20 protein-coding genes are annotated in these 24,160 nt (G+C 37.0%); 10 read left to right on the forward strand and 10 right to left on the reverse strand.

All coding sequences use genetic code 11. From position 1 onward, the window contains the following. Window positions 1–40: 40 nt before the first annotated feature. Window positions 41–490, forward strand: a complete 450-nt coding sequence (locus A3EM_RS0130520) for a GNAT family N-acetyltransferase (RefSeq protein ID WP_020532053.1) — start codon at window positions 41–43, stop codon at window positions 488–490. Between the two features lie 179 nt (window positions 491–669). On the opposite strand, the gene ltrA is transcribed toward A3EM_RS0130520, so the two are convergent. Further along, on the reverse strand, window positions 670–2,040 hold the full coding sequence (gene ltrA, locus A3EM_RS0130525) for a group II intron reverse transcriptase/maturase (RefSeq protein ID WP_026210679.1): 1,371 nt from the start codon (window positions 2,038–2,040) through the stop codon (window positions 670–672). A gap of 532 nt (window positions 2,041–2,572) precedes the next feature. After that, a complete protein-coding gene (locus A3EM_RS0130530) occupies window positions 2,573–4,060 on the reverse strand; it encodes a helix-turn-helix domain-containing protein (protein ID WP_083925332.1) in 1,488 nt (495 codons plus the stop codon). 273 nt (window positions 4,061–4,333) lie between these two features. Between A3EM_RS0130530 and aceB the strand changes: the two genes are divergently transcribed. The 3 genes from aceB (at window position 4,334) to A3EM_RS44100 (ending at window position 8,380) form a co-directional block, all read left to right on the forward strand. Further along, window positions 4,334–5,941, forward strand: a complete 1,608-nt coding sequence (aceB, locus tag A3EM_RS0130535) for a malate synthase A (RefSeq protein ID WP_020532056.1) — start codon at window positions 4,334–4,336, stop codon at window positions 5,939–5,941. Window positions 5,942–6,284: 343 nt separating this feature from the next. After that, the gene (gene aceA / locus A3EM_RS0130545) at window positions 6,285–7,559 is read left to right on the forward strand and encodes an isocitrate lyase (RefSeq protein WP_020532057.1); all 1,275 of its coding nucleotides are present in this window, start codon (window positions 6,285–6,287) and stop codon (window positions 7,557–7,559) included. 197 nt (window positions 7,560–7,756) lie between these two features. Then, a complete protein-coding gene (locus tag A3EM_RS44100) occupies window positions 7,757–8,380 on the forward strand; it encodes a DUF4136 domain-containing protein (RefSeq protein ID WP_020532058.1) in 624 nt (207 codons plus the stop codon). 57 nt (window positions 8,381–8,437) lie between these two features. On the opposite strand, the gene A3EM_RS0130555 is transcribed toward A3EM_RS44100, so the two are convergent. From A3EM_RS0130555 to A3EM_RS0130565, 3 genes are all read right to left on the reverse strand, one after another. Next, window positions 8,438–8,851, reverse strand: coding sequence for a hypothetical protein (locus tag A3EM_RS0130555; RefSeq protein ID WP_020532059.1), 414 nt, complete (start codon window positions 8,849–8,851; stop codon window positions 8,438–8,440). A gap of 30 nt (window positions 8,852–8,881) precedes the next feature. Continuing rightward, window positions 8,882–9,388 (reverse strand): hypothetical protein, encoded by a 507-nt coding sequence (locus tag A3EM_RS0130560; protein WP_020532060.1) that lies wholly within the window; start codon window positions 9,386–9,388, stop codon window positions 8,882–8,884. A gap of 204 nt (window positions 9,389–9,592) precedes the next feature. After that, complete coding sequence (locus A3EM_RS0130565; protein WP_157638181.1) at window positions 9,593–10,303, reverse strand: tellurite resistance TerB family protein; 711 nt, start codon at window positions 10,301–10,303, stop codon at window positions 9,593–9,595. Between the two features lie 148 nt (window positions 10,304–10,451). Here A3EM_RS0130565 and A3EM_RS0130570 point away from each other — a divergent pair, with 148 nt between their 5' ends. Both A3EM_RS0130570 and A3EM_RS0130575 read left to right on the forward strand, forming a co-directional pair. Further along, entirely contained in the window at window positions 10,452–10,985 is a 534-nt protein-coding gene (locus A3EM_RS0130570) for an HD domain-containing protein (RefSeq protein WP_020532062.1), read from the forward strand. Window positions 10,986–11,224: 239 nt separating this feature from the next. Then, window positions 11,225–11,602, forward strand: a complete 378-nt coding sequence (locus tag A3EM_RS0130575; protein ID WP_020532063.1) for a hypothetical protein — start codon at window positions 11,225–11,227, stop codon at window positions 11,600–11,602. 4 nt (window positions 11,603–11,606) lie between these two features. On the opposite strand, the gene A3EM_RS0130580 is transcribed toward A3EM_RS0130575, so the two are convergent. Together A3EM_RS0130580 and A3EM_RS0130585 are read right to left on the reverse strand one after the other, a co-directional pair. Then, window positions 11,607–12,383: a carboxylesterase family protein gene (locus A3EM_RS0130580; protein ID WP_020532064.1), complete on the reverse strand. Its 777-nt coding sequence runs from the start codon at window positions 12,381–12,383 to the stop codon at window positions 11,607–11,609. Between the two features lie 265 nt (window positions 12,384–12,648). Further along, entirely contained in the window at window positions 12,649–13,683 is a 1,035-nt protein-coding gene (locus A3EM_RS0130585) for a sugar phosphate isomerase/epimerase family protein (RefSeq protein WP_020532065.1), read from the reverse strand. 111 nt (window positions 13,684–13,794) lie between these two features. On the opposite strand from A3EM_RS0130585, the gene ribD reads away from it, so the two are divergent. The 4 genes from ribD (at window position 13,795) to A3EM_RS44105 (ending at window position 18,570) form a co-directional block, all read left to right on the forward strand. Further along, window positions 13,795–14,826 (forward strand): bifunctional diaminohydroxyphosphoribosylaminopyrimidine deaminase/5-amino-6-(5-phosphoribosylamino)uracil reductase RibD, encoded by a 1,032-nt coding sequence (gene ribD / locus A3EM_RS0130590; RefSeq protein ID WP_020532066.1) that lies wholly within the window; start codon window positions 13,795–13,797, stop codon window positions 14,824–14,826. 351 nt (window positions 14,827–15,177) lie between these two features. Next, entirely contained in the window at window positions 15,178–15,714 is a 537-nt protein-coding gene (dcd, locus tag A3EM_RS0130595; RefSeq protein WP_020532067.1) for a dCTP deaminase, read from the forward strand. Window positions 15,715–16,092: 378 nt separating this feature from the next. Next, on the forward strand, window positions 16,093–17,961 hold the full coding sequence (locus A3EM_RS0130600; protein WP_020532068.1) for a DNA topoisomerase IV subunit B: 1,869 nt from the start codon (window positions 16,093–16,095) through the stop codon (window positions 17,959–17,961). A 189-nt stretch (window positions 17,962–18,150) separates the two neighbouring features. After that, on the forward strand, window positions 18,151–18,570 hold the full coding sequence (locus tag A3EM_RS44105; protein ID WP_020532069.1) for a hypothetical protein: 420 nt from the start codon (window positions 18,151–18,153) through the stop codon (window positions 18,568–18,570). Here A3EM_RS44105 and A3EM_RS0130610 read toward each other — a convergent pair. The 3 genes from A3EM_RS0130610 to A3EM_RS0130625 all read right to left on the reverse strand — a co-directional run bounded on the left by A3EM_RS0130610 (window position 18,567) and on the right by A3EM_RS0130625 (window position 24,083). Next, entirely contained in the window at window positions 18,567–19,346 is a 780-nt protein-coding gene (locus A3EM_RS0130610) for a LuxR C-terminal-related transcriptional regulator (protein WP_020532070.1), read from the reverse strand. The genes A3EM_RS44105 and A3EM_RS0130610 overlap by 4 nt on opposite strands. A 151-nt stretch (window positions 19,347–19,497) precedes the next feature. After that, window positions 19,498–20,853 (reverse strand): sensor histidine kinase, encoded by a 1,356-nt coding sequence (locus A3EM_RS44110; RefSeq protein WP_044240317.1) that lies wholly within the window; start codon window positions 20,851–20,853, stop codon window positions 19,498–19,500. Between the two features lie 236 nt (window positions 20,854–21,089). Then, window positions 21,090–24,083 (reverse strand): AsmA family protein, encoded by a 2,994-nt coding sequence (locus A3EM_RS0130625; RefSeq protein ID WP_020532073.1) that lies wholly within the window; start codon window positions 24,081–24,083, stop codon window positions 21,090–21,092. Between the last annotated feature and the right edge of the window lie 77 nt (window positions 24,084–24,160).

Genomic DNA, 24,160 nt, shown 5'->3' on the forward strand with positions numbered 1-24,160 from the left:
GCAATATATTTTTAGAAAGCTTTAATAAAATTGAAAGATTATGTTATTGAAATTCAGACTGGCCAAGACAGACGATATTGAGGTGATTTTGCAAATGATGAAAACGTTTTATGAAATCGACCATTACCCTTTCGATTACCAACAGTCTTTAGAAAACCTCAATCAGTTTATAGGGAATGAAAATATTGGCCGGCTCTGGTTGCTAGAAGAAAATCATAAAATAATTGGCTATTTAGTTTTCTCCTTTAGTTTCAGTTTTGAGTTTGGAGGAAGAGATGCCTTCATTGACGAGTTCTTCATTATAGAGTCTTGCAGGGGACGAGGACTGGGACGAAAAATGCTGGATTTTTCCCTAAAACAAGCCAAGGATTTAGGCATAAAAGCCGTTCATCTGGAAGTAGAAAAACACAACATCAGAGGCAACCGATTATACAGAAATTATGATTTTCAGGAACACGATCGCTACATGATGACTAAGCGAATTTATTAGGTTAACTTTTTTGTGGTTCAAGTATCATACTTGGACCTAAAATCCTCCTTGTTTGGTAGAGTAGAGCCTGATAGCCCTCTAATTTCATCTCGAAGATAATGAAACTTTCAGACTATCAGTACCCCCTTCATCAAACCGTACGTGAAGTTTTCCCTCATACGGCTTACCGATAGAGTTCTTCATTGAGCTTTCGCAAGAGTTTTCAAGCGCGCATACTTTCCCAAGTCCAACAAGTTTTTGTATTTCACCAAGTTCTTGTAGGGTTGCTGGCGGAGCAACTTGTGTGCTTTTCTTCCTTTGCCTTTCAACCATTTGAATAGTTTATAATCCAGATGGGGAATGATCTGCTTTATGGTTTCCCAAATATGAGTTACCTTGCTTATGGAAAAATAATTCAGCCAGCCTATCAATAATTCGTTTAGTTTGTAAACCAGTGGCTCTATTTTCCAATGCCTCCGTTTACTCAACAGTTCTCGGATTTTGGAGTATAATTTAGACCTTGATTTTCTACTGGGACGAATGTTCGTGTAACGTTTCTTATTCCAATCAAACTTGGACTGTATAGTACGAATTTCAAATCCCAGAAAACACAAACTACTTTTACTGATATGGAGAATCGTGGTCTTTTCCCGATTCAGTTTCAATCCCATGCGGTACATAATTAGCCCAATATACTTACGTATCTCCAGGCTGTATCGCTGTTTGCCCATCAAAACAAAATCATCGGCATATCTGACTATGCGGATGCCTGCCTTGGCAAACTTACCTTTCGGATTATTGACTATCCGGTCGAATGCATGGAGGTAAATATTTGATAGTAAGGGGGATATTACCCCACCTTGAGGTGTTCCTGCCTCTGATTTTAATAGCTCCCCATTTGGGAGGTGTTTTGGAGCAGTTAACCATTGTGCTATCAAATCCAGAATTTCTTTATCACTGATACGTTCCTTGAGCAATTTAAACAACTTATCATGAGGTATGGTATCAAAATACTTCGACAGATCCGCATCATAGATGAATTGGTAACCTTCATATAGGTTCTGTTTTATTTGCTTAATGGCATCCTTTGCCCCTCGCTTGGGTCTGAATCCATAAGAAGTATTGATGAAATCGGCTTCCCATAATGGCTCTATGAGCATTTTCACTGCCATCTGGACTATTCTGTCTCTGATGGTAGGTATACCCAAGTTCCGATATTCTCCTTTCTTTTCTTTTGGAATCTTCACTTGACGAACAGCTGCACTATGATAAGTATTAGTGCGGAGTTCAGTTTGCAATTCGGTAAGGAAAGGTTGTATTCCTTGTTCCTCTATTTCCGAAAAACTCATATCATCTACACCTCTACCCTTGGAGTAATTCTGTTTTACTCTCCGGTAGGCTTCCAGCAGTACATAATCCAGACAGCATTTATCTTTCAAACTATATGCTTTGAAGCCTTTATCCTGCTTGGCTCTAATGTATAGCTTCCTTTGAAAAATACGAACCCGCTCATCACTCTGTGATGGACTTACTAATAGATTTTCATCAATATAGGTCGTTCTATCTTTCATATAAGCTTCTCTAAAGTAAAGCCCCTTCCCTATGTAAAGTTTTGTTGTCTTTACAATCTGTGGTACTATGGGCTTCTCCGACTTCTGCAAGTTCCCTCATCCATTTCGTTATACTTATAGGAATGGTTTTCGGTAGCCAACCTCCAAACTTACAGAGCTCCCACGTTTAATACTTTTCCATCTATAATCGCGCTATCCCTATGACTCCGGCAGTTTACTGAGATTCTTACGACTGTTAATCCTCTCAGTATAACAGGGTTCAGCACCGTTGAAAACCTCCCCAAATCTGCGGTTACACATCTCGAAGCTACTATGGGTTCACACTTTCGCATTACAGCTCGATTATTTGAAACAACAAAGCTTCAGCATTACCCTCACGGATACAACTGTCTGTTTTTCTTCAAGGTGAACAGTCAATTACCTTGATGGGATTTTCACCCACTGGAAAAGCACCACTTCGTGGCGCACCAACGAGGAGGAACAAGAAAAGTGTTTGTAACGCTTTGAATATCAACAAGAACAAGCCTGGGTTTTACTCGTTCAAAATTTGTACTAAATCTTCTTCCACTTTTTTCTCCTTTTTTCTTTTTTCTAAAATAGTTGGAGGAGCAACCCTTTCTTCACAATTGGTGATAGGACATCTTTCACAGGTCTCACTTACTATTTTGGTGTTCACATTTTCCGCATCCCAAAAATTTACTTTGTTTTTAAAATTGCTGTCCATTTGGAAACCAATAGTTAAACTGGTGGTAAAATTTGGATCGGGATATTGAGGCCTTGCTATGGTGATACAAAAATATTTGTTCACAGAATTGATGTAATCGGAAATCTGGGCATCACAGATAGGCTGATTATATGCGTTCTGAGCCATTTGCTTTTCCAAATCATTCAAAATGGTTACCGATAACCACCTTCTGCAATAATGTTCACTGGCAATAGTGCCATGGGGATTGTGCAAACCCGACAAATGTAATTCCTTGGACAGGTTATATTCCCCCGAACCAGGAACATGGGTAAATTTGATAAAGAACAATTTATTCAGATCAAAATATCTGGGCAGTATACTGGTAAGCCGGTGAAAAAACGTTTCCGGAGAACTATTATGTTTGTACATAATATTTAAAAAATGGTCAGCATCCCAGTTTTCCAACCCAAAAAACACCTCTATATCGGTAATTAAATCGTTTTCGGGAAGTAATAAAGCTCCGGCAAAATAAGTGGCTTTGAAGTTATTCAGGATTTCATCAAATGAGTTCACTGAAGGGGAAGTATATATTGCTGACCGGGGATTCAGATTCATTAAATGATAGCCTACTTCCCTGCTTAAAATAAAAGTTTTTTGCTGGTCTGTCAATCTGCCATTTAGTAACAGCTGATTCTTTTCTCCACCAGTCTTTAAAACCGATCGGAAATTTTTGAGGGAAGGATAACTTGCCAATGTTGTCTGGTCAATTTCCAGACAGCCTTCCTGCTCGATATAATCCCAAATAGCCGAAAGTATATCCTTTTGGTTATTCAGATAACGTTCTCTAAATCTTTCCGCCTCAGATTCTATTTCAGGGAAATAATTTTCGTGCATTTCCTGATAAGTCCTCAAAACGGAGCTGTAAAAGTTTTCAACGGTAAGGTTATAATTCCTGGAAATCTCAATTAAGGTACTGATGAAAGCATTTAGCTTGGCAGGAGCTCCTGAAATCAATTCCAATAAATTACTGGGATGTAATCCGAAGACATCCAGAGGCAATTCATTCAGAATATTTGATTTTAAAATTTCGGCAAGTGGACCTAGTTTTTTGCTCAATTTCAGGGATACCAGCCAGTCGTAGGAAACACCTAACGCTTCTGCTAGTTGGGAAATTTTGTCAGTTTTTGGATATTTCTTTCCCTTTTCTATTTCATTTAAATAGGAAATGGAAATTTTAGTTTTTTCGGAAAGATTGGATAATGACAAGCCTTTTTCCTGCCTCAATAGCTTTATCTTTAATCCTAATATAAGTTTAATGTTGTCTTCTGTAATCACTCCTGTTGTTATGTTTATATCAGCTTTGAGGTATCTCTAAGGGTAATTTCTTTCAATTTCCCTCCCATATTATTTTGATTTCAAATGCGCACTCTATTCTTTTTCTGAAACACAATTTTGCATTTCAAATCTTAAAAAAATACAATAATTGGAAGAAAAGCAAATTTCTAAACAATTGCGAATATTTAATTTTTAGCGAAATTTCGCTTGTTTATTAAATTTCGCAAACATATATTTGTTAAAACGTTTTAAATAACCCAAAGCAAAGATAAAATGCACACAACTGAAACTACCTTGAAACCGGAAATTGAGCTAACCAAGCAGCTGAATTCCAACTATGAAAAAATTCTCACCCCAGATGCACTCCAATTTTTAGCCGCATTACACAAAAAATTCAATTCCAGAAGAAAAGCCCTTTTGGCAAAAAGAATTGAAAGACAACAAGAAATTGATGCCGGAAAATTTCCTAAATTTTTAAATGAAACTGCTAAAATCAGATTGGGAAATTGGAAAGTTGCTCCGTTGCCCAAAGATCTACTTGATCGCAGAGTAGAAATTACCGGTCCGGTGGAAAGGAAGATGATCATCAACGCCCTGAATAGTGGAGCGAATGTTTTTATGGCTGACTTTGAAGATTCTACTTCTCCCACCTGGGAAAACATCATGGACGGACAAATTAATCTGATGGATGCCGTAAGGCGAACAATAACCTTCCAAAACTCCGGAAATGGCAAGCAGTATAAGCTCAATAAGCAAACTGCTACGCTAATGGTAAGACCAAGAGGCTGGCATTTAGAAGATAAAAATTTACTGATCGGGGGAGAACCCATTTCAGGAGCTTTGATGGATTTTGGATTATATTTTTTCCACAATGCCATTCACCTAATTGCCAAAGGTTCAGGTCCATATTTTTACCTGCCAAAACTGGAGTCCCATCTGGAAGCCAGACTCTGGAATGATGTCTTTAATTTTGCCCAGACCCATTTGGGTATCCTGAAAGGCACTATTAAGGCCACGGTTTTAATTGAAACTATTCTTGCGGCCTTTGAAATGGATGAGATTTTGTTTGAGCTTAAGGAACATTCCTGTGGTCTCAATTGTGGCCGATGGGATTATATCTTCTCATTTATCAAAAAATTCAGGAATCATCCTGGTTTTATTTTACCCAATAGAGATCAGGTAGGCATGACAGTTCCTTTTATGAAAGCCTATACCGAATTGGTAATTAAAACCTGTCATAGACGAAATGTACATGCCATGGGAGGAATGGCAGCACAAATTCCGATAAAAAATGACGAACAGGCCAACTTTCTGGCATTGCAAAAAGTAGCCACTGATAAAGAAAGAGAAGCCAGAGCAGGTCATGATGGCACCTGGGTAGCTCATCCTGGTTTGGTGAAAATTGCCAAAGAACAATTTGACCGGTATATGCCTAACCCCAATCAGATAGAGAAAAAGCGTTATGACGTAAAAGTGGAAGAAGGGGATTTAATGGCTGTTCCTGAAGGCACAATTACCTCCAAAGGCATTAAAACCAATATCGATATTGCCATTCGCTATATCCATGCTTGGATAAGTGGCAATGGTTGCGTTCCGATTTACCATCTAATGGAAGATGCCGCCACTGCAGAAATTTCCCGGGCCCAGCTGTGGCAATGGATTCATAACAAAGCGGTGATGGATGATGGAAAACCAGTTACTTTGGCTCTATATTACAGATTGCTTCACGAAGTGATGGATAATATAAAAAGAGAAGTTGGCGATTTACACCACTCGAAAAACCGCAACTACCAAAAAGCGGTTATTATTCTCAATAAATTAGTGGAGAATAAAGAGTTTGAGGAGTTTTTAACGATACCGGGATATCAATATCTATCCTAATAATCTCCCAAATATTTCAAATTTCCTGATTATTACAGATTGCAAGGCATGATACCAAAAACATGTATTTTTCTGGCAGGGTCTTCTTTTTGGAGAAACACTGCACTAAAGTACCGTGTAAGATAGTGCTCAGGTTTGCGAAAATGCTGGCCATGCAGAGAATTACTCTATCAATTTTTAGGATCCGGCAAAATGTTACAATCAGCTAACTACATAATCCCTGCAGGGCTGGAATCTCCCATGGATTCCCTCCATTTCCTGCAACAAAAAAAGTGATAAAGGCAAGATGTCCCTATCACTTCCATAAATAATTAATTTTTATCAATCTCAAACTTATTAAAAAATGAACAAAGAAGAAAGAATTGATGCATTATTATCAGATTGGGAGCTGAACCCAAGGTGGAAAGGTATTTTCAGACCCTATACTGCTGAAGAAGTGGTGAAACTTCAGGGCAGTGTAATAATCGACCACTCACTGGCAAGGCAGGGTGCTGAAAAATTTTGGAAAATGCTGAATACTGAATCTTTTGTAGCAGGACTTGGTGCACTTACCGGTAACCAGGCAGTCCAGGAAATACAGGCTGGTTTAAAAGCCATTTACCTCAGTGGATGGCAAGTAGCTGCAGATGCCAATCTGGCCGGACAAATGTATCCTGACCAATCTTTATATCCAGCAGATTCTGTACCCAATGTAGTGAAGAAAATCAACAACGCGCTTATGCGGGCAGATCAAATCCAATCGGTAACCGGACAGGGAGATATTGACTGGATGGCTCCAATAATTGCTGATGCAGAAGCAGGATTTGGAGGAAATCTAAATGCTTTTGAACTCATGAAAATGATGATAGAAGCTGGTGCCTCAGGTGTGCATTTTGAAGATCAGCTTTCTTCTGCTAAAAAATGTGGCCACCTTGGAGGAAAAGTTCTGGTTCCTACCAGTGAAGCCATTAATAAATTAATAGCCGCAAGGTTAGCCACTGATGTTTGTGGAACACCTACCATATTAATTGCCAGAACAGATGCGGAAGCTGCAGGTTTAATTACCAGCGATATTGACGAAAGAGATGCTAAATTCCTTACTGGAGAACGGACTCATGAGGGATTTTATAAAGTAAAAAATGGATTGGAACAAGGTATTGACAGAGGTTTATCTTATGCCCCATATGCCGATTTGCTGTGGCTGGAAACTTCCCATCCGGACTTGGGAGAGGCCAAAGAGTTTGCTCAGGCCATTCATGAAAAATTCCCGGGGAAATTATTAGCCTATAATTGTTCACCTTCCTTTAACTGGGCTTCAAATCTGAAGGAATCTCAAATGGAAACTTTTAGGGAAAACCTGGCAGAACTAGGCTATAGATTCCAGTTTATTACCCTTGCAGGATTTCATGCACTTAATACAGCCATGTTCGAATTGTCTTCTGCTTATAAGGCAAGAGGAATGGCAGGATATTCAGCCCTGCAACAAAGGGAATTTGCCCTTCAGGAAAAAGGATTTAAGGCTGTGAAGCATCAGGCTTTTGTTGGAACCGGTTATTTTGATGAAGTACAGAAAGTGATAACTAACGGGAAGGCTTCCACTACAGCTTTAAAGGGAAGTACAGAAGCTGCTCAGTTCTAAAAACTGATTAATTAAACCAAATCTCAAACGCTTTTGGAATTTGTTTCTAAGAGCGTTTTTTCATTTCCAAAAATATTAAAAAATTCCCCATCACTCCTCTTTTGCCCTCTCCTGCTACTTTTCGGTAGCCTAAGTAAATGAAGCCCTACATATTTGGACCAAACAATAACGCAAACTAATAACTAAATTTTAGAGCCATGAAAAAGTTAATGATAATAATAGCAGCAGTTGGCGCTCTTATGATACAAAGTTGTACTACTTCTATGAAAGTAGTTAGTGATGTTGATCCGGTTGCTAACTTCGGATCTTATAAAACATTCAGCATAGAATATGTAGATTCAAATGCTCCCAGGGACCTTTCAATAAATGAAATTAATCAAAGAAGGCTGGAAAAGGCGATTATAGCTGAAATGGAGAAAAGGGGTTATGTACTGACAGAAGAAGCTGATTTGAAAGTTTCTTACCAGGTGAATATAAAGGAAAATAAAGAATACAGAACAAACCATTATAACAATTACGGGCCATATTACGGAGGTTATTACGGCTATTATGGGTATGGTTATGGTCCATGGATGTATGGTGGTGGCGGTGGATTTTCTACCACCAATGAATATTCTGTCTACAATGGAAAATTGACCGTCAAGATTGAAGATAGCAGTGAAGACAAGCTGGTGTGGTTAGGCTCCGGAAAAAGGGAAATTACGGAAAGTAATAGAAGAGTAGAGGATAGAATTAAGAAAGATGTGGCCGATATATTTAAACAATATCCATATGCAGCCGGAGTAGATGGTCAAATAAAAATTAAGGATTTGCAATCGTAAGCATATCACAGTTAATCAACAATCAAAAAGGCCATCCCGTTTGGGATGGCCTTAATTTTATATTTCAATTTCATGATCGAGCCAGAATTCGGCTTCATCAATAGTTGAAAAACTATTGATTTCTTTATCATTTTTTTTTAGCCTGCTTACATTTAATTCTACCATTATCTCCGCCACATCCTCTTCAGGCAGGATCACCGCGGTTTTTCCTACTCCAGCCTGCTGAATCATGGCCGTTACAGGAAAGATAATTTTCCGCTGTACTTCCTGGCTCATGGGCAGCAGTTTGCTATTATCCAGCAAAACTGAAAAATTTGCCCCCATATAAGACAAACTATCTTTAATCTCAATCACATAAATTCTTAAGGCATCGGCAGATTTCCACATACCTTCATTTAACAGATACAGGCGATTTAATTCCTTATCCACATTTATTTCAAAGAATTCCGTTTTTGCAATTAAGATTTTCATACAAAATCAAAGAAAACCAAAAAAATGGTTTTAGGAAATACTAAAAGCATAAAATGTTTTATCAAGTGTTAATGAACCATCTTTAAAGGCTTTTACAAACTTTTCAATTTCGGATTCATTAACTTCAGGAATATTCAGGCAAATATCCATGGCTACACCATATTCGCAGTCATCGTCATAATCTATGAACTCCTGAACCTTATAATCATCATCTTCGGCTAGTTTATCCGCTATGTCTTCCATTAAATCGATATGCTCTCCTTCAATTGCATCGAAATTAGCCTCCTTAAATTTCGGATTTTCCTCTTTTACCATTTCTATGGCATCATCAATTACTTCTGAGAAAAACTCCATTTCAAGTGTATATAAAAATGCATCAAAGATCACTTCCTTACCTTCATATTCTCCTACGAAAAGAAAGTTTGCGCCATCCTCCTGTAATGCATCTTTCCCCTCTCTCAAAATGAAGGGTTTATTTTTTTTCGCGCATTTATCTTTTAATGCCTGAATCTCTTTTGGATCTAATCCTTTATTCATAATTTAACCTATTTAATTTTTTTACTTTTCTCTCTAAAAATCCAATCACAAGCTACTGATTAGTAACATTTTAAAGATAGGATAAGCATAAGCCTTCCGTTCTTTTCAGATTGTAATACAAAAGTAAAATAAAAAAGCATGCTGAGTATTACAGCATGCTTTATTTTATCAGGGCTAACCCGAAAAATTAAATTTGCAAAAGAATCAGGCAGCGTGATTAATTGGGGTTGACACTACTTTTGCTAAAAATTTCCCAAATTTACTTTTCTTCTTCTTTTTCTTATTTTTTCTGTTTTTACGCTTTCCACTAAAAAGTCCCAACTCCTTGGCCACCCCAAGAATTGCTCCGGCTTTTGTACCTTCAAGTTGCTTTTCTACTACACCCAAGGCCACATTTGTAAGCACCTGACCAACAGTATTCCCTGCCTCAAAAGCAGCTATCGGAATACCGTGTTTTTGGAAAACTGACTCCAGACCAACCTCCTTTAAAAACTGGCCATCTAGCGCACCTTTATTTTTGAAAGTTTGTAGAGCATTTACATACTGTCCTAAAGTTGCATATTGTTCATTGGAAATATTTAACCTCAATTTCAATTGGGCAACCTGGGCAATTTCCTCTTCCTCCAATTCTCCATCGGCATTCACCAAAAGTAAAATATCAGTCATTAATGAAAACCGGAGATCGCTACTGGTCAGGTTATCCAGGTGACTTACCAAATCCACATTGTCAGGAGCATAGACTGCAGCCATTACCACTCCTGTTTCCTTTCCATCCAGCTCAGAGTTTTCACACATGGTCTGAATTAATTTAACTTCACCTTCTTCCACCTCTCCATCGGCCATAGCCAGCGTAGAAAGTGCCACCAGGTAGGAAACCCTTTCCTGTTTCCCAAAGTTCAAGAGGATATTATTCATATTATTTATGTTTAGGTTTAAAAATCCTCCTTGTAAACGGGGAACCACTAAATTCAGTACCTTGAGCATCAGTCAATTATAGAAAGCCGTATTCTTTTTTGGGAAAATCTCTTAAATTGTATACCATTAATTAAAGCTATAAAAACCAATGTGGAACAGAGACCTTTATCAGAAAACTATAAAATATGCAGGGGAGGCTCATTCAGGGCAATTAGTTCCGGGAAGCAGGAATTCTTATGTAGTCCACCTTTCCAATGTATGTATGGAAGTACTATTTGCCCTATCCTATGCAAAAGACCTTGATATAAATCTGGGGATGCAATGTGCCTTATTGCATGATACCATTGAAGATACACAGGTAACATGGGAAGACCTGAATAAAATTTTTGGAGAAAGTGTGGCCAATGGAGTATTGGCACTAACCAAGGACAAGGCATTACCAAAGGCGGAGCAAATGGCTGATAGTATTTCCAGAATTTTAGAGGAAAGTCCGGAAATCAGGCTGGTAAAAATGGCAGACAGAATTACCAACCTGCAAAAACCTCCATCCCATTGGAATAAGGATAAAATTAAAAAATATCATAAAGAAGCAGAATTTATCTATCAAAAACTCAGTGGGATAAATTCATCCATAGATACACGATTTTTAGACAAACTGAAGACTTACAAGCAATATTTCTGAATATTTTTCCCCAAAAATCAACCACTTTTTTCAGACCGTAAATCCTTTACGGCCTACTCTCCTACTTTTGATAACATAAAGGACAACAATAAAGATTTAGGCTTTCAACCAGCTAATATTACTAACAGAAAGTCTGTCCTCATAAAATAAGTGAGGCATTTCAATAATATAACAGACTGAATATCAAACTCATCTTACTTATTTTAATGCCTGTGGCACTACTTCTTACAATCAGACTAATGAACAAACTTTTACTATCCATTTGTCAGGACCATACATTTTTGGTCCTGACACTTACTGTAAATGCGCATGATGCTCCGGCTCCTTTTTGGGAATTACTTTTAGTTTCCCTTATTGCTTTTTATATTTTTACCATTATCAAAAAGGGAGAACCAAAACCTCCAAAGAAAGCAGATCACTTACTGGATCAATTAACACAAGAAATTGAAGTTGAACAGGTCAACGCCTTTTCCAAAGCGGGCGGGAAATTAATCAGGAATGAGAAAAACGAAACTGAAGCTTATGTTTCTGTAGTAAGATTTGAAGACTGGCTAACCAAAACTCCAAAAAAAAAGAGCCTTTGGAAAAGGCTCTTTTCACTATTTAAAATATGGTAATTCGTTATTTCTTCTTTTTAAATAACCATGGGAAAAGTTTTTCTTCATTATAAGCCAAATCCCAGCTATTGTGTCCAACTTCGGGATATAGGGTATATTTGGGCTTAGCACCAACGGAAGTCAGGGCATTTACCATCACTTTCGATAAATCGGAAGGAACAGCATCGTCATCTTCCCCGTGGAATATCCAAAGGGGAACATCTTTAAACCGATCTACCATTCGCACATCTCCTGCACCACAAACTACCACAGCAGCTGCAAACATATCAGGTCTCCTGGTAAGTAAATCAAAAGTACCATATCCACCCATGGAAAGGCCTGTGAGGTAAAGTCTTCTTTCATCTATTTTGAAATCGTGCTGCACCTGGGCAATGGTTTCCATTAAGATTTTCATTGGCTCGGTGGGCTCCTCCGAGAAAGTGAAGGCAATGTCATCAGGATCCGCAGTTTTTGCCCATTTCATATCTTTAGGGCATTGTGGCACCAATACAAATGCGGGATATTTATCCCGGTTGGATGTTTCCAAAAAAGGCTCCAGGCCATTTTGTAACTGTGCCTCATTATCATCTCCCCTTTCTCCTGACCCATGTAAAAAAACCACTAAGGGATATGATTTTTCAGGATTATAATCCAATGGCTTTAAAAGTCTGTAAGGCATTTTCCCTCCGCTTTCCCCATTAAATTCAAATTTTTCAAACAGTGAAAAATCCTGGGCATTAAGCCCAAATGAAAGTAAAAACACGAACAGGAAACTACCGGTTAAATTTATCTTCGTTTTCATAAAATAAAGAGGTTAGTATGGTTTAGTAACCAGTTTCAATTAAGTAAAATATTTCCACAATTCAACCCTTGCAGAATGGATAAAAAACTCTATCACCGATTATCATTTTTAAGGGCTAGTGATAGTCGGTCATGAATTAAAAAAGGTATAATCAATTCCTAAATAAGGATTGATTTATACCTTCTTTAACACAAAACAGAAGTAAATGATTTACTTTTATGGATTTCAAAAAACTAAGTGCAAATTCTAACTTGTTGCCCTGGTATTAGGACAATTGAGCCCCGGCTTTTGTCAATAGTTTTTTAGTCGCGAGAATTCCCTCATCTTCAGAAAGTGTACGACCTTCATATTCCACACCTATATATCCTTTGTATCCGGCATCCTTTACAAGCTGTAACATTTGTAAAAAGTCGGTGTGGGTTTCGTTCCCTTCTGCATCAAAATCATGAGATTTTGCGCTTACTCCTTTGGCATATGGCATAAGTTCTTTCACTCCTTTATACCTGTCATAATCTTCAAGACAAACTGTATTTGCCCATCCTTCCGGAGTATTACTTTCTGGCTTGCTTCTTTCAATACAAAAATTTCCAAAATCTGGCAAAGTACCACAATTGTCTAGTCCCACATTTTTTATTACCCCAGACAACCACTCCCCATTTGAAGAATAACCTCCATGATTTTCCACGATCACGCCAATTCCATAATCCTTGGCAAATGTGGAAAGTTTACCTAATCCATCCACCGCAGCGCTGGCAACTTCTTCTGCAGTACCCTGCCCCGCAGCATTTACCCGAATGCTATGGCAACCTAAAAACTGAGCGGCCTCCACCCATTTATAGTGGTTTTCCACCGCCTTTACTCTTTCTGCCTCATCTGTAGAACCAAGATTTCCCTCACCATCTACCATGATCAGCACACTTTTCACACCATTATCCGCTGCGCGCTTCTTCATTTCCCCCAAATAGGCTTTATCTTTTCCTTTATCTTTGAAAAACTGATTTACATATTCCACCGCACTTATTCCAAAATCATTTTTGGCTTTGGCAGCAAAATCAAGATTATCCAGTTCACCGGCAAAAAATGCTTTGTGCAAAGACCACTGAGCCAGAGATATTTCGAAAAATAAGCCTGGAGCAGCTTCCTTTACCACCGTCTCTTCTTTGGCAACTTCCTCTCCACCCTCTTCACCTTGTGTTGACTTACCACAAGAATTTAATAAAATGGCACCTTGGGAAAAAAGTGCTATTCCTGCTGAATATTGCCCGACATTCTTGATAAATGTACGTCTGTTTTTCTTCATTTTCTGATAATTTAGATTTAATTTAAGTCAGAAAGGTAGCAAAAATTTCCCTTAATTGACAACCTTTGTATTTTCAAAAATTCTTGATAATAACTCAAAAAATAAAATCCATTGGAGGAAATTGAAAAATACATGCAGAGAGCTATTTCCTTAGCGGAATTAGGCAGGGGAAATGTAAGTCCAAACCCAATGGTTGGCTGTGTAATTGTTCATCAGGGCGAAATTATTGGGGAAGGATTTCATAGGCAGTATGGAGAAGCCCATGCGGAAGTAAATGCTATAAATAACGTAAAAAAAACAGATCTGCTTAAAGAGGCTACTTTATTCGTAAGCCTGGAACCCTGCAGCCATTATGGTAAAACACCTCCATGTGCCGACCTGATTGTGTCTCATAAAATTCCGAGAGTGTTTATCTGCAATACCGACCCTAACCCATTAGTTGCGGGAAGGGGTATTAAAAAATTAAAGGATGCAGGAATTGAGGTGGTAACCGGGATTTTGGAAGAGATGGGTAAAATGTTAAATAAAGGTTTTTTCACTTCAATCCTGAAACACAGGCCTTATATCATCCTGAAATGGGCGGAAACCGGAGATGGATTTGTAGCAAGGGAAAATTTCGATTCAAAATGGATCAGTAACACTTATTCAAGAAAACTGGTGCATAAGTGGCGGGCAGAAGAAGATGCTATACTTGTGGGTACAAATACAGCCAAATATGACAATCCCCGTCTCAATGTGCGGGATTGGACTGGCAAAAACCCGGTAAGAATAGTAATTGATAAATCATTAAAGCTTGATAAAGGACTGAACCTGTTTAATCAGCAACAGCAAACCTTTTGTTATAACCTGATGAAAAGTGAGGTTTCGGAAAACCTGGAGTTTGTTCAATTAGATAAAAATAACTTTATTCAAAACCTGGTTTCCGATTTAAATGCTAAAAATTTGCAATCGGTAATTATTGAAGGGGGTAGCCAGACCTTAAATGCTTTTATCGAAAGTAACTTATGGGATGAGGCAAGAGTATTTAAAAGTAAAACTCAATTTGGAAAGGGAATTCCCGCCCCTCGGCTACAGGGATATTTGGAAAAAACGGAAAATTGCAGAGAGGACCTTTTATTTTATTATAAAAACCCTTCTTCTTAATTCGACAAGACGGAGCGCTGCCTGTTTTCTAACTCATTGTTTATCAGGCTAAAATTTGGAGTTTTTAAATTTTATTCTTTTTGAAATAAGAAAATATCAATTTCTCCTAAAAAAATAGTTTCTAAGAATTTTAAAAAACCCATTTTTTTCCTTCAAAACTTTATAAATTTGAACCCTTTTTCAAGTTCATTTTCCGTCAAAGGTCAGTATTCTGAAACAAGTAAATTATATACCAATATTTTTGAATAAATGGTCTATAGCGCCCTAAAAATGCTATTCCATTGATTTCCAAATTCAGTAATATAGCATTAATACAAAAGGTTTTTTTAGATTCTACAATAATAAGCAAACATGATTTTATCCGACAAACAGATATTAAAAGAAATTGAAAATAACAATATTTTAATTGAGCCTTTTGATCCAAAATGCCTTGGAACCAATTCCTATGATGTGCATCTTGGGAAATACCTTGCTGTTTATAAAGATGAGGTATTGGATGCCAAAATGCATAATGAAATTGAGGTGTTTGAAATTCCGGAGGAGGGCTATGTCCTTCATCCTAATAAACTTTATTTAGGTGTTACCAAGGAATACACTGAAACATTGGCCCATGTCCCATTTTTAGAAGGAAAATCAAGTGTAGGGAGATTGGGGATAGATATTCATGCTACTGCGGGAAAAGGAGATGTTGGTTTTTGCAATACCTGGACATTGGAAATTTCTGCCACCCAGCCTGTTAGAATTTATTGTAATATGCCAATTGGGCAATTGATTTATTTTAAGGTTGACGGAGAGATTAATAACTATTACAATATTAAAGGAAGTGCCAAATACAATACCCGAACAGTGAAGCCTGTGGAATCTATGATGTGGAAAAATAAATTCTAATTCGTGCGAATAACACGAAATAAGTGAGGTTGTAGGGTCACCAACTGATTACCACAACAATTTAACTATATATTTAGCTACTGTGGCACATAGTATAGTCCAACAGTTCAAACCTGAATTTTAAAAAGACCCAAGCACCAAACTCAAAAAATCATCATTCATTTACCATATTAAATTTCATCACTTCTGGTTTTTCAGATTTCCAAAGCTTTTGTTAGCATTACAATGCTATTTATGTTAGCTTTGTTTAAAAAAATAGCAACCTATTTTTCTTGTAATTTTTTTGTGAAATAGTATTTCCCTAAAGATTGTATTTTACTTTTTCCTCTTATAAATTTCAGGTCATATTTTTCAAAACTGTTTTAATCGATATTATTAATGGCACAAAACCATAATTACACAGAAGACAGCATAAAATCCTTAGAACCCAGAGAACATATCAGGCTGAGGCCTGGAATGTATATCGGAAAGCTCGGAGATGGATCAGCTCCTGATGATGGCATTTATGTATTGGTGAAGGAGGTAGTTGATAATAGTATTGACGAACACATGATGGGTTTTGGGAAGTCTATTGATATTGTGGTCACTGAAGATCACGTGGAGATAAGAGATTTTGGAAGGGGAATTCCATTGGGGAAGGTGGTAGATTGTGTATCAAAAATTAACACTGGAGCAAAATACGACTCTAATGCATTCCAAAAATCAGTTGGACTGAATGGTGTGGGTACCAAAGCAGTAAATGCTTTATCAAAATACTTTAAAGTAACTTCCACCAGGGATGGTCAGGAAAAGGTGGCCGAATTTGAGCAGGGTAAACTCATCAAAGATCATAAGGTTCAATCGAGTAAAGGTAAAAACGGAACCTCCGTTCATTTCCAGCCGGATGGCACTATTTTCAAAAATTTCAGGTTTATCCCGGAATATCTTGAAAATCAAATTTGGAATTACGCATTTCTAAATTCAGGTCTTACCATTAATTACAATGGGAAGAAATATTTTTCAGAGAAAGGGTTATACGATCTGCTTTCAAGAAAGATTGAGGTCGAAAGTATGCGGTATCCCATTATCCACCTGAAAGGAAATGATGTTGAAATTGCCCTTACCCATACCAACCAATATGGAGAAGAATACTATTCTTTTGTAAATGGCCAGTACACCACTCAGGGAGGAACTCACCTTTCGGCTTTTAGAGAAGGAATTGTAAGAACTGTAAGAGAGCATTTTAACAAGAACTTTGACGCAGCTGATATAAGGGCTTCTATTGCTGGCGCCATAAGCGTAAGAGTGCAGGAACCTGTTTTTGAATCTCAGACAAAAACAAAATTAGGATCTAATAATATTGGACCAGAAGGGCCTACAGTAAGGAGTTTTGTAGTTGATTTCCTTAAAAAGGAATTAGATGATTTTCTGCATAAAAATCCGGAAACCGCTCAGGCCATGTTGAAGAGAATTCAACAGTCGGAAAGGGAAAGAAAGGATATTGCAGGAATAAAAAAACTGGCTAATGATAGAGCTAAAAAGGCCAACCTTCATAACAAAAAATTGCGGGATTGTAAGACTCATCTTAATGACAAAAAGAAAGATGACGAATTAAAGTTTAACAGTACCTTGTTCATTACGGAGGGTGACTCTGCAAGTGGTAGTATCACAAAATCCAGAAATGTGGATACTCAGGCAGTATTTAGTTTGAGAGGAAAACCCCTAAACTGTTATTCCTTAACCAAAAAGGTAGTTTATGAAAACGAGGAATTTAACCTCCTTCAGCATGCGCTAAATATAGAAGACGGACTGGATGGCTTAAGGTACAACCGGGTAGTAATCGCTACTGATGCCGATGTGGATGGTATGCATATCCGGCTGCTTATGCTCACATTTTTCTTGCAGTTCTTCCCCGATTTGGTAAGAGGAGGCCATTTATATATTCTAGAAACTCCGCTTTTCAGGGTAAGGAACAAGAAAAAAACAATCTATTGCTATTCGGAGGAAGAAAAACAAAAAGCCATTGACCAACTGGGCAACAAACCAGAAATTACCAGGTTTAAGGGACTTGGAGAAATTTCCCCGGATGAGTTTGGTAATTTTATTGGAGATAATATCCGACTTGACCCAATTATTCTTAATAAGGATACGCATATTAAAAACCTTTTAAGCTATTATATGGGAAAAAACACACCCAACAGGCAACAGTTTATCATTGATAATCTAAAAGTAGAAAAAGACATTGTCGAAGAAGCAATAGCCGTTTAGGACAGGCAATAGATCAGAAAAATTTTCAATTTTCACAAAGGCAGATAGTTATTTATCTGCCTTTTTTGTTGAAACTAACATTGATTTAATTCCTTTAATACCAAATAACGTCAAATGTACGAAGAGACTAACTTTTGCGTTGTCCTTACCAGAATTCAATTAATAAATTCGGGATAAAGACAACCTAAAATGTTAGAGAATATTAGTACCTTAAAGTCTCATGCCAATTTTATAATTTCCAGAGAAACAACCCATAATATTATAATTATGGAATTTATCGGTGACATTGGGGATGAAGTCTATAAGGAAATATGGCATACCTCAGCCCATTTTGCAATGGAATACGAAACCAAAAAATTCATAATTGACCAGTCGAAAATTGGCAAGGTTAATTTTAAATCCAGAAGTTGGGCCGTGCTTTCATTTTTCCCCTCCCTGAAAAAAATACTGGGAAGTAACATTGCCGGATCAGTCATTACATCGAAACAACTTATCCATAAATCTGGCGTGCAGTACCTTATACAGGCTTTTAGAAAGTTTACTGGTTATCAGGTAAATACCTGTGCGGATTACAATGAAGCCATTAATTGGTTGAATTCACTGCACTAAACCATGTTTCTGATTTTCAAAAAATTTAATAAGCCCAGCGTGTTTTTCACATTGGCTTTTTTCATCATATTCTTTCTATGTTTGTTCACTGTGTGCTCACTTATACAAAGTATATCTCCTATCTCTTTGCTGCTCAGCCCTTTATTTAAAAAAGGTATCAGTTGAATTTCTCTTTTTGTAAACCTTTCCATCTTTTTCCCCTCAGTAAAAATAATAGGAATAAGTCTGTTTTTTTCAGATGGAAATTCTACATCCATCAATACCGTTGTGTCCTTACTAAAAGAAGTAATATCGTTGCATATCCCTAAAGAATACACAATGTTACCCTTAGAGTCGATCTGGATTGGAATATTCTGCTGAAGTATATGGACGTAATTACCCTGTTTATGTTTTATACGGTAATTATAATTAACTTTAACTTCCATTTTTTGGCTTAGCGGCACTTCCGAAAAAATTTTATCTATTTGCCCCAAAACTTTATTTAAATGGGGAATATCTTCAGGATGAAGAATACTTTGGGTTAGGGATGGCCCCATCCGCTTAAAATCATTGATTTTATATCCCAATATATCATGAACAGAAGGGCTCATGAAAGCATACTTACCCAATTGATAATCCATTATAAAAATAAAATAATTACCTATTGGAGTTATAAAGTCTAAATACTTATTGGGATTCAGGCATTTTTTCATTTCTCCTACATCGGCATCATAGGATTTATTTTTCCAATCGTTTAAAAATTCACTTAATGATTTTTGTGGAATGTTCTGAGTCATAACAAAAAATAGGTGCTAGTAAAAAATACAATCAGAATATGTAACTAAAAATAATTTAATTCAATTTAAGGAAATTCTGAATTCAAAACACGAAAAAACCCTTAACAACAGTTAAAATCGCCAAAAAAAAGTATTTGTAACATTGTAAATACTAAATTTCTAACCTAAAAGATGTGTATTTGCCCAATTCTGAGCTAACTGCTAATGTCCCTTTATGCAGAAATAATATTTGGCGGGAAAGACTCAACCCAATCCCTGAACCCTCTTTTTTAGTGCTAAAAAACGGAGTGAATATATTTTCAATATGCGCTTTAGGAATACCTTTACCATTATCAGTTACCAGTATAATAACCTTTTGTCCGTTAGATTTGGCAGACAGGATGATTTCAGCGTTTTCCTTGTTATGTAATGCATCTCTGGAATTTAAAATCAGGTTAATCAGTACCTGTTCCAGCAATTCTATATCTCCCGCCTTGATCGCCAAATTTCTTTCGGATACTTCTATACTCAGACTAATCCCATTCTTTTCCAGTTGTGAAGAAAGTAATTGCATCACACGATCAAAAAGTAAACTTATTTCCACCTTTTCGAACTGGGGCGGTTTGATTGAAGTGAGACTTCTGTAGTTTTTTACAAAATTCAACAGTCCTTTACTTCTATTTGATATAGTCCCTATGCCTTTGAGTATTTCTGCCAATTCCCTTTGAATTTTTATATCATGCACCCCAATTAAATTTACATTTTTATCCAGCTTTTCATGGATTATACCTGAAAGGGAGATAATGGGCGTAACTGAATTCATGATTTCATGGTTAAGGACTCTGATCAGCTTTTGCCAGGAAATTACTTCCTGCCCTTCCAGTTCCGAACTGATATTTTGAAGAGAGATTAATTTATATTCTTCCTGTTCGAGCTTAAACACAGTCCCACTGATAGATAAATCGTGGATAGAATTTGCAATATTCAGCTTCACTAAAACTTTTTGGCCAGGTTCCAGGGATATAATTTGTGCTGGTAAGTGCTCTTCCAGCCTCTTAAGCGATTGGATATTACGGAGATAGGGCAGTTGCAACAACTTAACTGCAGCATCATTCATCAGGGTAACTTCTCCATCGGTTTTAAAACATATAAGGGCTACTCCAACATGTTCCACAATTGTTTGAAGGTATAAATAATGTAATTCCTTTTGGGTGCTTACCTCCTTAAAAGCAGCATTGATTTCATTAAATGCTGATTGTAATATTCGACTACTTTTCTTTTTACCTATTTCCGAATAAGTTCCGGAGAAATCCTTATGCTTGATAGCCAGTAGAAAATTGCTTACTTCTCTGATGTGGGCTTCCAAAAAATAAATAAGTTCTGCTAATTGGGCAAAGCCGATCATCAACAAAACCAAGGGAGTAATCAGCCAGGAAGTATTTAGTACACTATAAATGAGAAGAAAAAGCACTCCTACTAAAAGCGTAACCCTAAAAATTAACCTAAGTCTAAAACCTTTAAAAACCATTCTCAATAGTGCCAGAGCATGTTTGAAATTTATCCTATTGGCCGGAAAATGCCACAGTTGCATCCACCCGGAAAAGAAGCTTCTGTTCCCTGTAAAATTTTATGGTATTCCGAAAACCCTAAAACTGGCACTTTTCATTTCAAAAACAAAATTTAAACATGGGCTTCATAAAAAAAGCACTTTCCGGGCCAATCAGGAAAGTGCTTTTATGGTATTAGTGCGGTGCTGGGGAAATCTTAATTATCCTTTTTCTTCCCAAAAGGGTTTTTAATTTTTAATTCTTTCAGCTTTTCCTCTCCTGCTTTTTGCAGATTTTCAACGGATTCTTTTACAGCTTCCTCCTTTTCTTCCTCCGATTTTGTAGTATCCTGCAGTTGTTTCAATACATTATTTGCTTCCTTTTTTACCTCTTGTTTTGCTTCCTCAGAAACTTCAGCCACTTGTTCTTTCACCACATCTTCCACTACATTCTTTTGTCCATCCCCCATTTTCACTTTAGGATCGTCATAAGTTCCCGTTATAGCAAAAGGAATTTTCAAACTGCTCTTTCCGGTTAAGTTGGCATACTGCCCGGCAAACCCTGATCCCAGCTTACTGGAAGGAATGTCCATATTGACTTTATAATTTAATCCTCCGTCAAGGGTAGTAAAACCATCGACATTGGATTTTATATCACCAAAATTCACATCAAACGGCTTCACAATAAATTTCCCATCCTTTATTTCCGCTTTCAATTTCACATCTTTAATTTTTGGATCTTTCAGTTCTTTTATTCCACTCAAATCACTTATTGAATTTAAAAGCTTCATTCCCTGCATGGCCGCATCTTTAATGAAAATATCGCCAAGTCCACTCATGGAGGCCAATACTGGCATAAGATCCTGCCCAAGATCCCCACTCACTTTAAAAGTACTAGAATATGTACCCTGTACATTTTGAGCTAATGGCGCAAAAGTCTGAACAGTGTTAAAGGTCGCATAAGATTTCTGGAATGACAGGTTCTGAATTCCCAAATCAAAATCAAACTTTGGTTTTTCCGGATTCTGCGTATTATACGAGCCATTAGTCACAAAAGAGCCTCCAAGTAAATTAAATTTCAAATCCTTAAGGCTTAGAATACCATCCTTTGCCAGAATATACCCCACCATGTTTGTCATTTCCATATTGGTATAAACTACATTATCCAGTTTGGCATCGGCTCTAAAATCAATGGTTTTTGGAATTGGGATCACCCCATATTCTTCTTCCGGTGTTTCAGTGGAAGTTTCGGATGAAGCGCCTTCCTCTTCTTCCGGCATCCATTCATTTACATCAAAAGATTTGGAATACATTTTCATGTTTCCTTTTAGTACTTCATTTTCCTTAAGTGCATAAGCGATATAATTGGAAATTGTTCCATTCATTTTCACATCGCTTTTCCCTAATTTACCCACATAGTTTTTTAAAACCATTTCTTTTGGGTTGAAAGTCAAATTAGCTTCTTCTATGGTAACCGGAGGATATTCATCCATTAATAATTCAAATTTATTCATGGTAACAGTTCCCGAAGTAGGTAATTTTTCATACCGTTCAGCATCAATGTCAGACATTTTGCCACTTGTTTGAATATCGGCAAATGCTTTCCCAGACATTTTCATTCCTTCCAAAGGATAAATCAAATCCACCAAATGGAAATCAAATCCGCCTTTCACCTTAAAGTTATAGGTGATATCATCCATGTTATAAATATTTCCGGACGCTTCCAAAGGTTCTCCTCCAATCAGCATACTGGCTTTATCAATATTGACTTTGGTATCATTAATAATTCCTGTCTCATTATGAATATTAGTAAGCACATTAATATTTTCCATGGGAACAGGATATTCCTCATACTTCACATTTCCATCAGTTAAAGTCATTTCTGCATTTATTTTGGGAATGGTATTTTTCGCTTCACTATAAACTCCATTCGCTTTTACATTAGCCTGATACATTCCCGCCATGGACAATCCTTCCATAGGAAACATGGTAGATAATTCTGCAAGATTAACCTTGGCAGTCACATCAGCATTGATATCATAATTCGTAAGACCTGCGATTCTCACATTTCCGTTAATCGGATTTTTACCCAAATCCATATGAAATTTTGAAATATCAATGACCATATTATCCAACACTCCGGATGTATTATCTACCAGCATGTCAACCATTATATTATTAACCGCAGTGGGTAAATCAGGATATTTAAACATTCCTTCATCTACCTTCAGGTTAATTTTGAAACCAGGCATTTGTTCTTCATTGTACACTCCCTTTACAAAACCATCAAAGGCAAGATTTCCACTGGTTTCCAAAGATTCATATCCAGTCATAAATTCGGATGGAACAAGGGAAAGCAAAGTCTTAAAAGCTGTTTCCTTTGCATGGAAGTTTATATCCATGTCATAATCTGTGTCGGACATCACAAACCAACCGTCAAAACCCATGGCGAAATCATTCACTTTTAGTGTATTTTCCTTAAAAGTGAATTTCATATCCTTGGATAAATCCATATTTAAGGTAGCATCAGCATTCACATGATGGTGATTGAAATATTTTGTTCCATCATAATCAACTGTGAGACCCTTTATGTCAGTACTCGTAACCAGATCAAAAACATCCAGGGTAAAATCTCCACTCCCGGAATGGTTTAAGCCGTTCACCTCTACAAATACTGGCATAGTACGATCATCATAAATCACATAGGCATCGGTAATTTCCCAGCCTTTAATTCCAATTCTAACATCTCCAGATTCAGATTCTTCAACCGGAGCTTCAGGCTGTTCTTCGCTTGGAATAGCAATATCATAATTGGCCCTACCATCCTCCAGCACCAAAATCTTCAGTCTGGGTTGGTCAAGGTAAATGCCTTCAATCTGAATAGGTTCTTTACCATCGGACTGTACGCTGCTGATGGCACTCCAAAGATCTATTGATATGCTAAATTCTTTAATGCTAGTAAGTGTATCCCCTTCAAAGGGTGCCTTTCCTATCACTCCAAAATCTCCAAGTGTAAGGCTTAAGTTTGGGAAATCGCTCAATAAACTTACATCAAACTTTTCTGCGTCAAAATAAACATCTGCATTTACATTTTTGGCAATTTCTTCATCCATCATTGCCATAATATCATCTTTATACAGACTGGGAATTATAGCTAAAGCACCAACAATTACGACCAATATAATAGCCAGGATGATTATTAATTTTTTCATAGTGTTTTTCGGATGTTCAAAAAGTTAATTGGATTTATAATTAATGAATTAGGTATTTAAACAGGAATAGTTAAAAA

The organism is Flexithrix dorotheae DSM 6795, from assembly GCF_000379765.1.
Lineage (GTDB): Bacteria > Bacteroidota > Bacteroidia > Cytophagales > Flammeovirgaceae > Flexithrix > Flexithrix dorotheae.

What these genes read in the sequence shown, in the direction of transcription:
- A3EM_RS0130520 (WP_020532053.1), top strand. Translation starts at nt 41, where the DNA reads ATGTTATTGAAATTCAGACTGGCCAAGACAGACGATATTGAGGTGATT.
- ltrA (WP_026210679.1), bottom strand. Translation starts at nt 2,040, where the DNA reads ATGAAAGATAGAACGACCTATATTGATGAAAATCTATTAGTAAGTCCA.
- aceB (WP_020532056.1), top strand. Translation starts at nt 4,334, where the DNA reads ATGCACACAACTGAAACTACCTTGAAACCGGAAATTGAGCTAACCAAG.
- aceA (WP_020532057.1), top strand. Translation starts at nt 6,285, where the DNA reads ATGAACAAAGAAGAAAGAATTGATGCATTATTATCAGATTGGGAGCTG.
- A3EM_RS44100 (WP_020532058.1), top strand. Translation starts at nt 7,757, where the DNA reads ATGAAAAAGTTAATGATAATAATAGCAGCAGTTGGCGCTCTTATGATA.
- A3EM_RS0130555 (WP_020532059.1), bottom strand. Translation starts at nt 8,851, where the DNA reads ATGAAAATCTTAATTGCAAAAACGGAATTCTTTGAAATAAATGTGGAT.
- A3EM_RS0130560 (WP_020532060.1), bottom strand. Translation starts at nt 9,388, where the DNA reads ATGAATAAAGGATTAGATCCAAAAGAGATTCAGGCATTAAAAGATAAA.
- A3EM_RS0130565 (WP_157638181.1), bottom strand. Translation starts at nt 10,303, where the DNA reads ATGAATAATATCCTCTTGAACTTTGGGAAACAGGAAAGGGTTTCCTAC.
- A3EM_RS0130570 (WP_020532062.1), top strand. Translation starts at nt 10,452, where the DNA reads ATGTGGAACAGAGACCTTTATCAGAAAACTATAAAATATGCAGGGGAG.
- A3EM_RS0130575 (WP_020532063.1), top strand. Translation starts at nt 11,225, where the DNA reads ATGAACAAACTTTTACTATCCATTTGTCAGGACCATACATTTTTGGTC.
- A3EM_RS0130580 (WP_020532064.1), bottom strand. Translation starts at nt 12,383, where the DNA reads ATGAAAACGAAGATAAATTTAACCGGTAGTTTCCTGTTCGTGTTTTTA.
- A3EM_RS0130585 (WP_020532065.1), bottom strand. Translation starts at nt 13,683, where the DNA reads ATGAAGAAAAACAGACGTACATTTATCAAGAATGTCGGGCAATATTCA.
- dcd (WP_020532067.1), top strand. Translation starts at nt 15,178, where the DNA reads ATGATTTTATCCGACAAACAGATATTAAAAGAAATTGAAAATAACAAT.
- A3EM_RS0130600 (WP_020532068.1), top strand. Translation starts at nt 16,093, where the DNA reads ATGGCACAAAACCATAATTACACAGAAGACAGCATAAAATCCTTAGAA.
- A3EM_RS44105 (WP_020532069.1), top strand. Translation starts at nt 18,151, where the DNA reads ATGTTAGAGAATATTAGTACCTTAAAGTCTCATGCCAATTTTATAATT.
- A3EM_RS0130610 (WP_020532070.1), bottom strand. Translation starts at nt 19,346, where the DNA reads ATGACTCAGAACATTCCACAAAAATCATTAAGTGAATTTTTAAACGAT.
- A3EM_RS44110 (WP_044240317.1), bottom strand. Translation starts at nt 20,853, where the DNA reads ATGGTTTTTAAAGGTTTTAGACTTAGGTTAATTTTTAGGGTTACGCTT.
- A3EM_RS0130625 (WP_020532073.1), bottom strand. Translation starts at nt 24,083, where the DNA reads ATGAAAAAATTAATAATCATCCTGGCTATTATATTGGTCGTAATTGTT.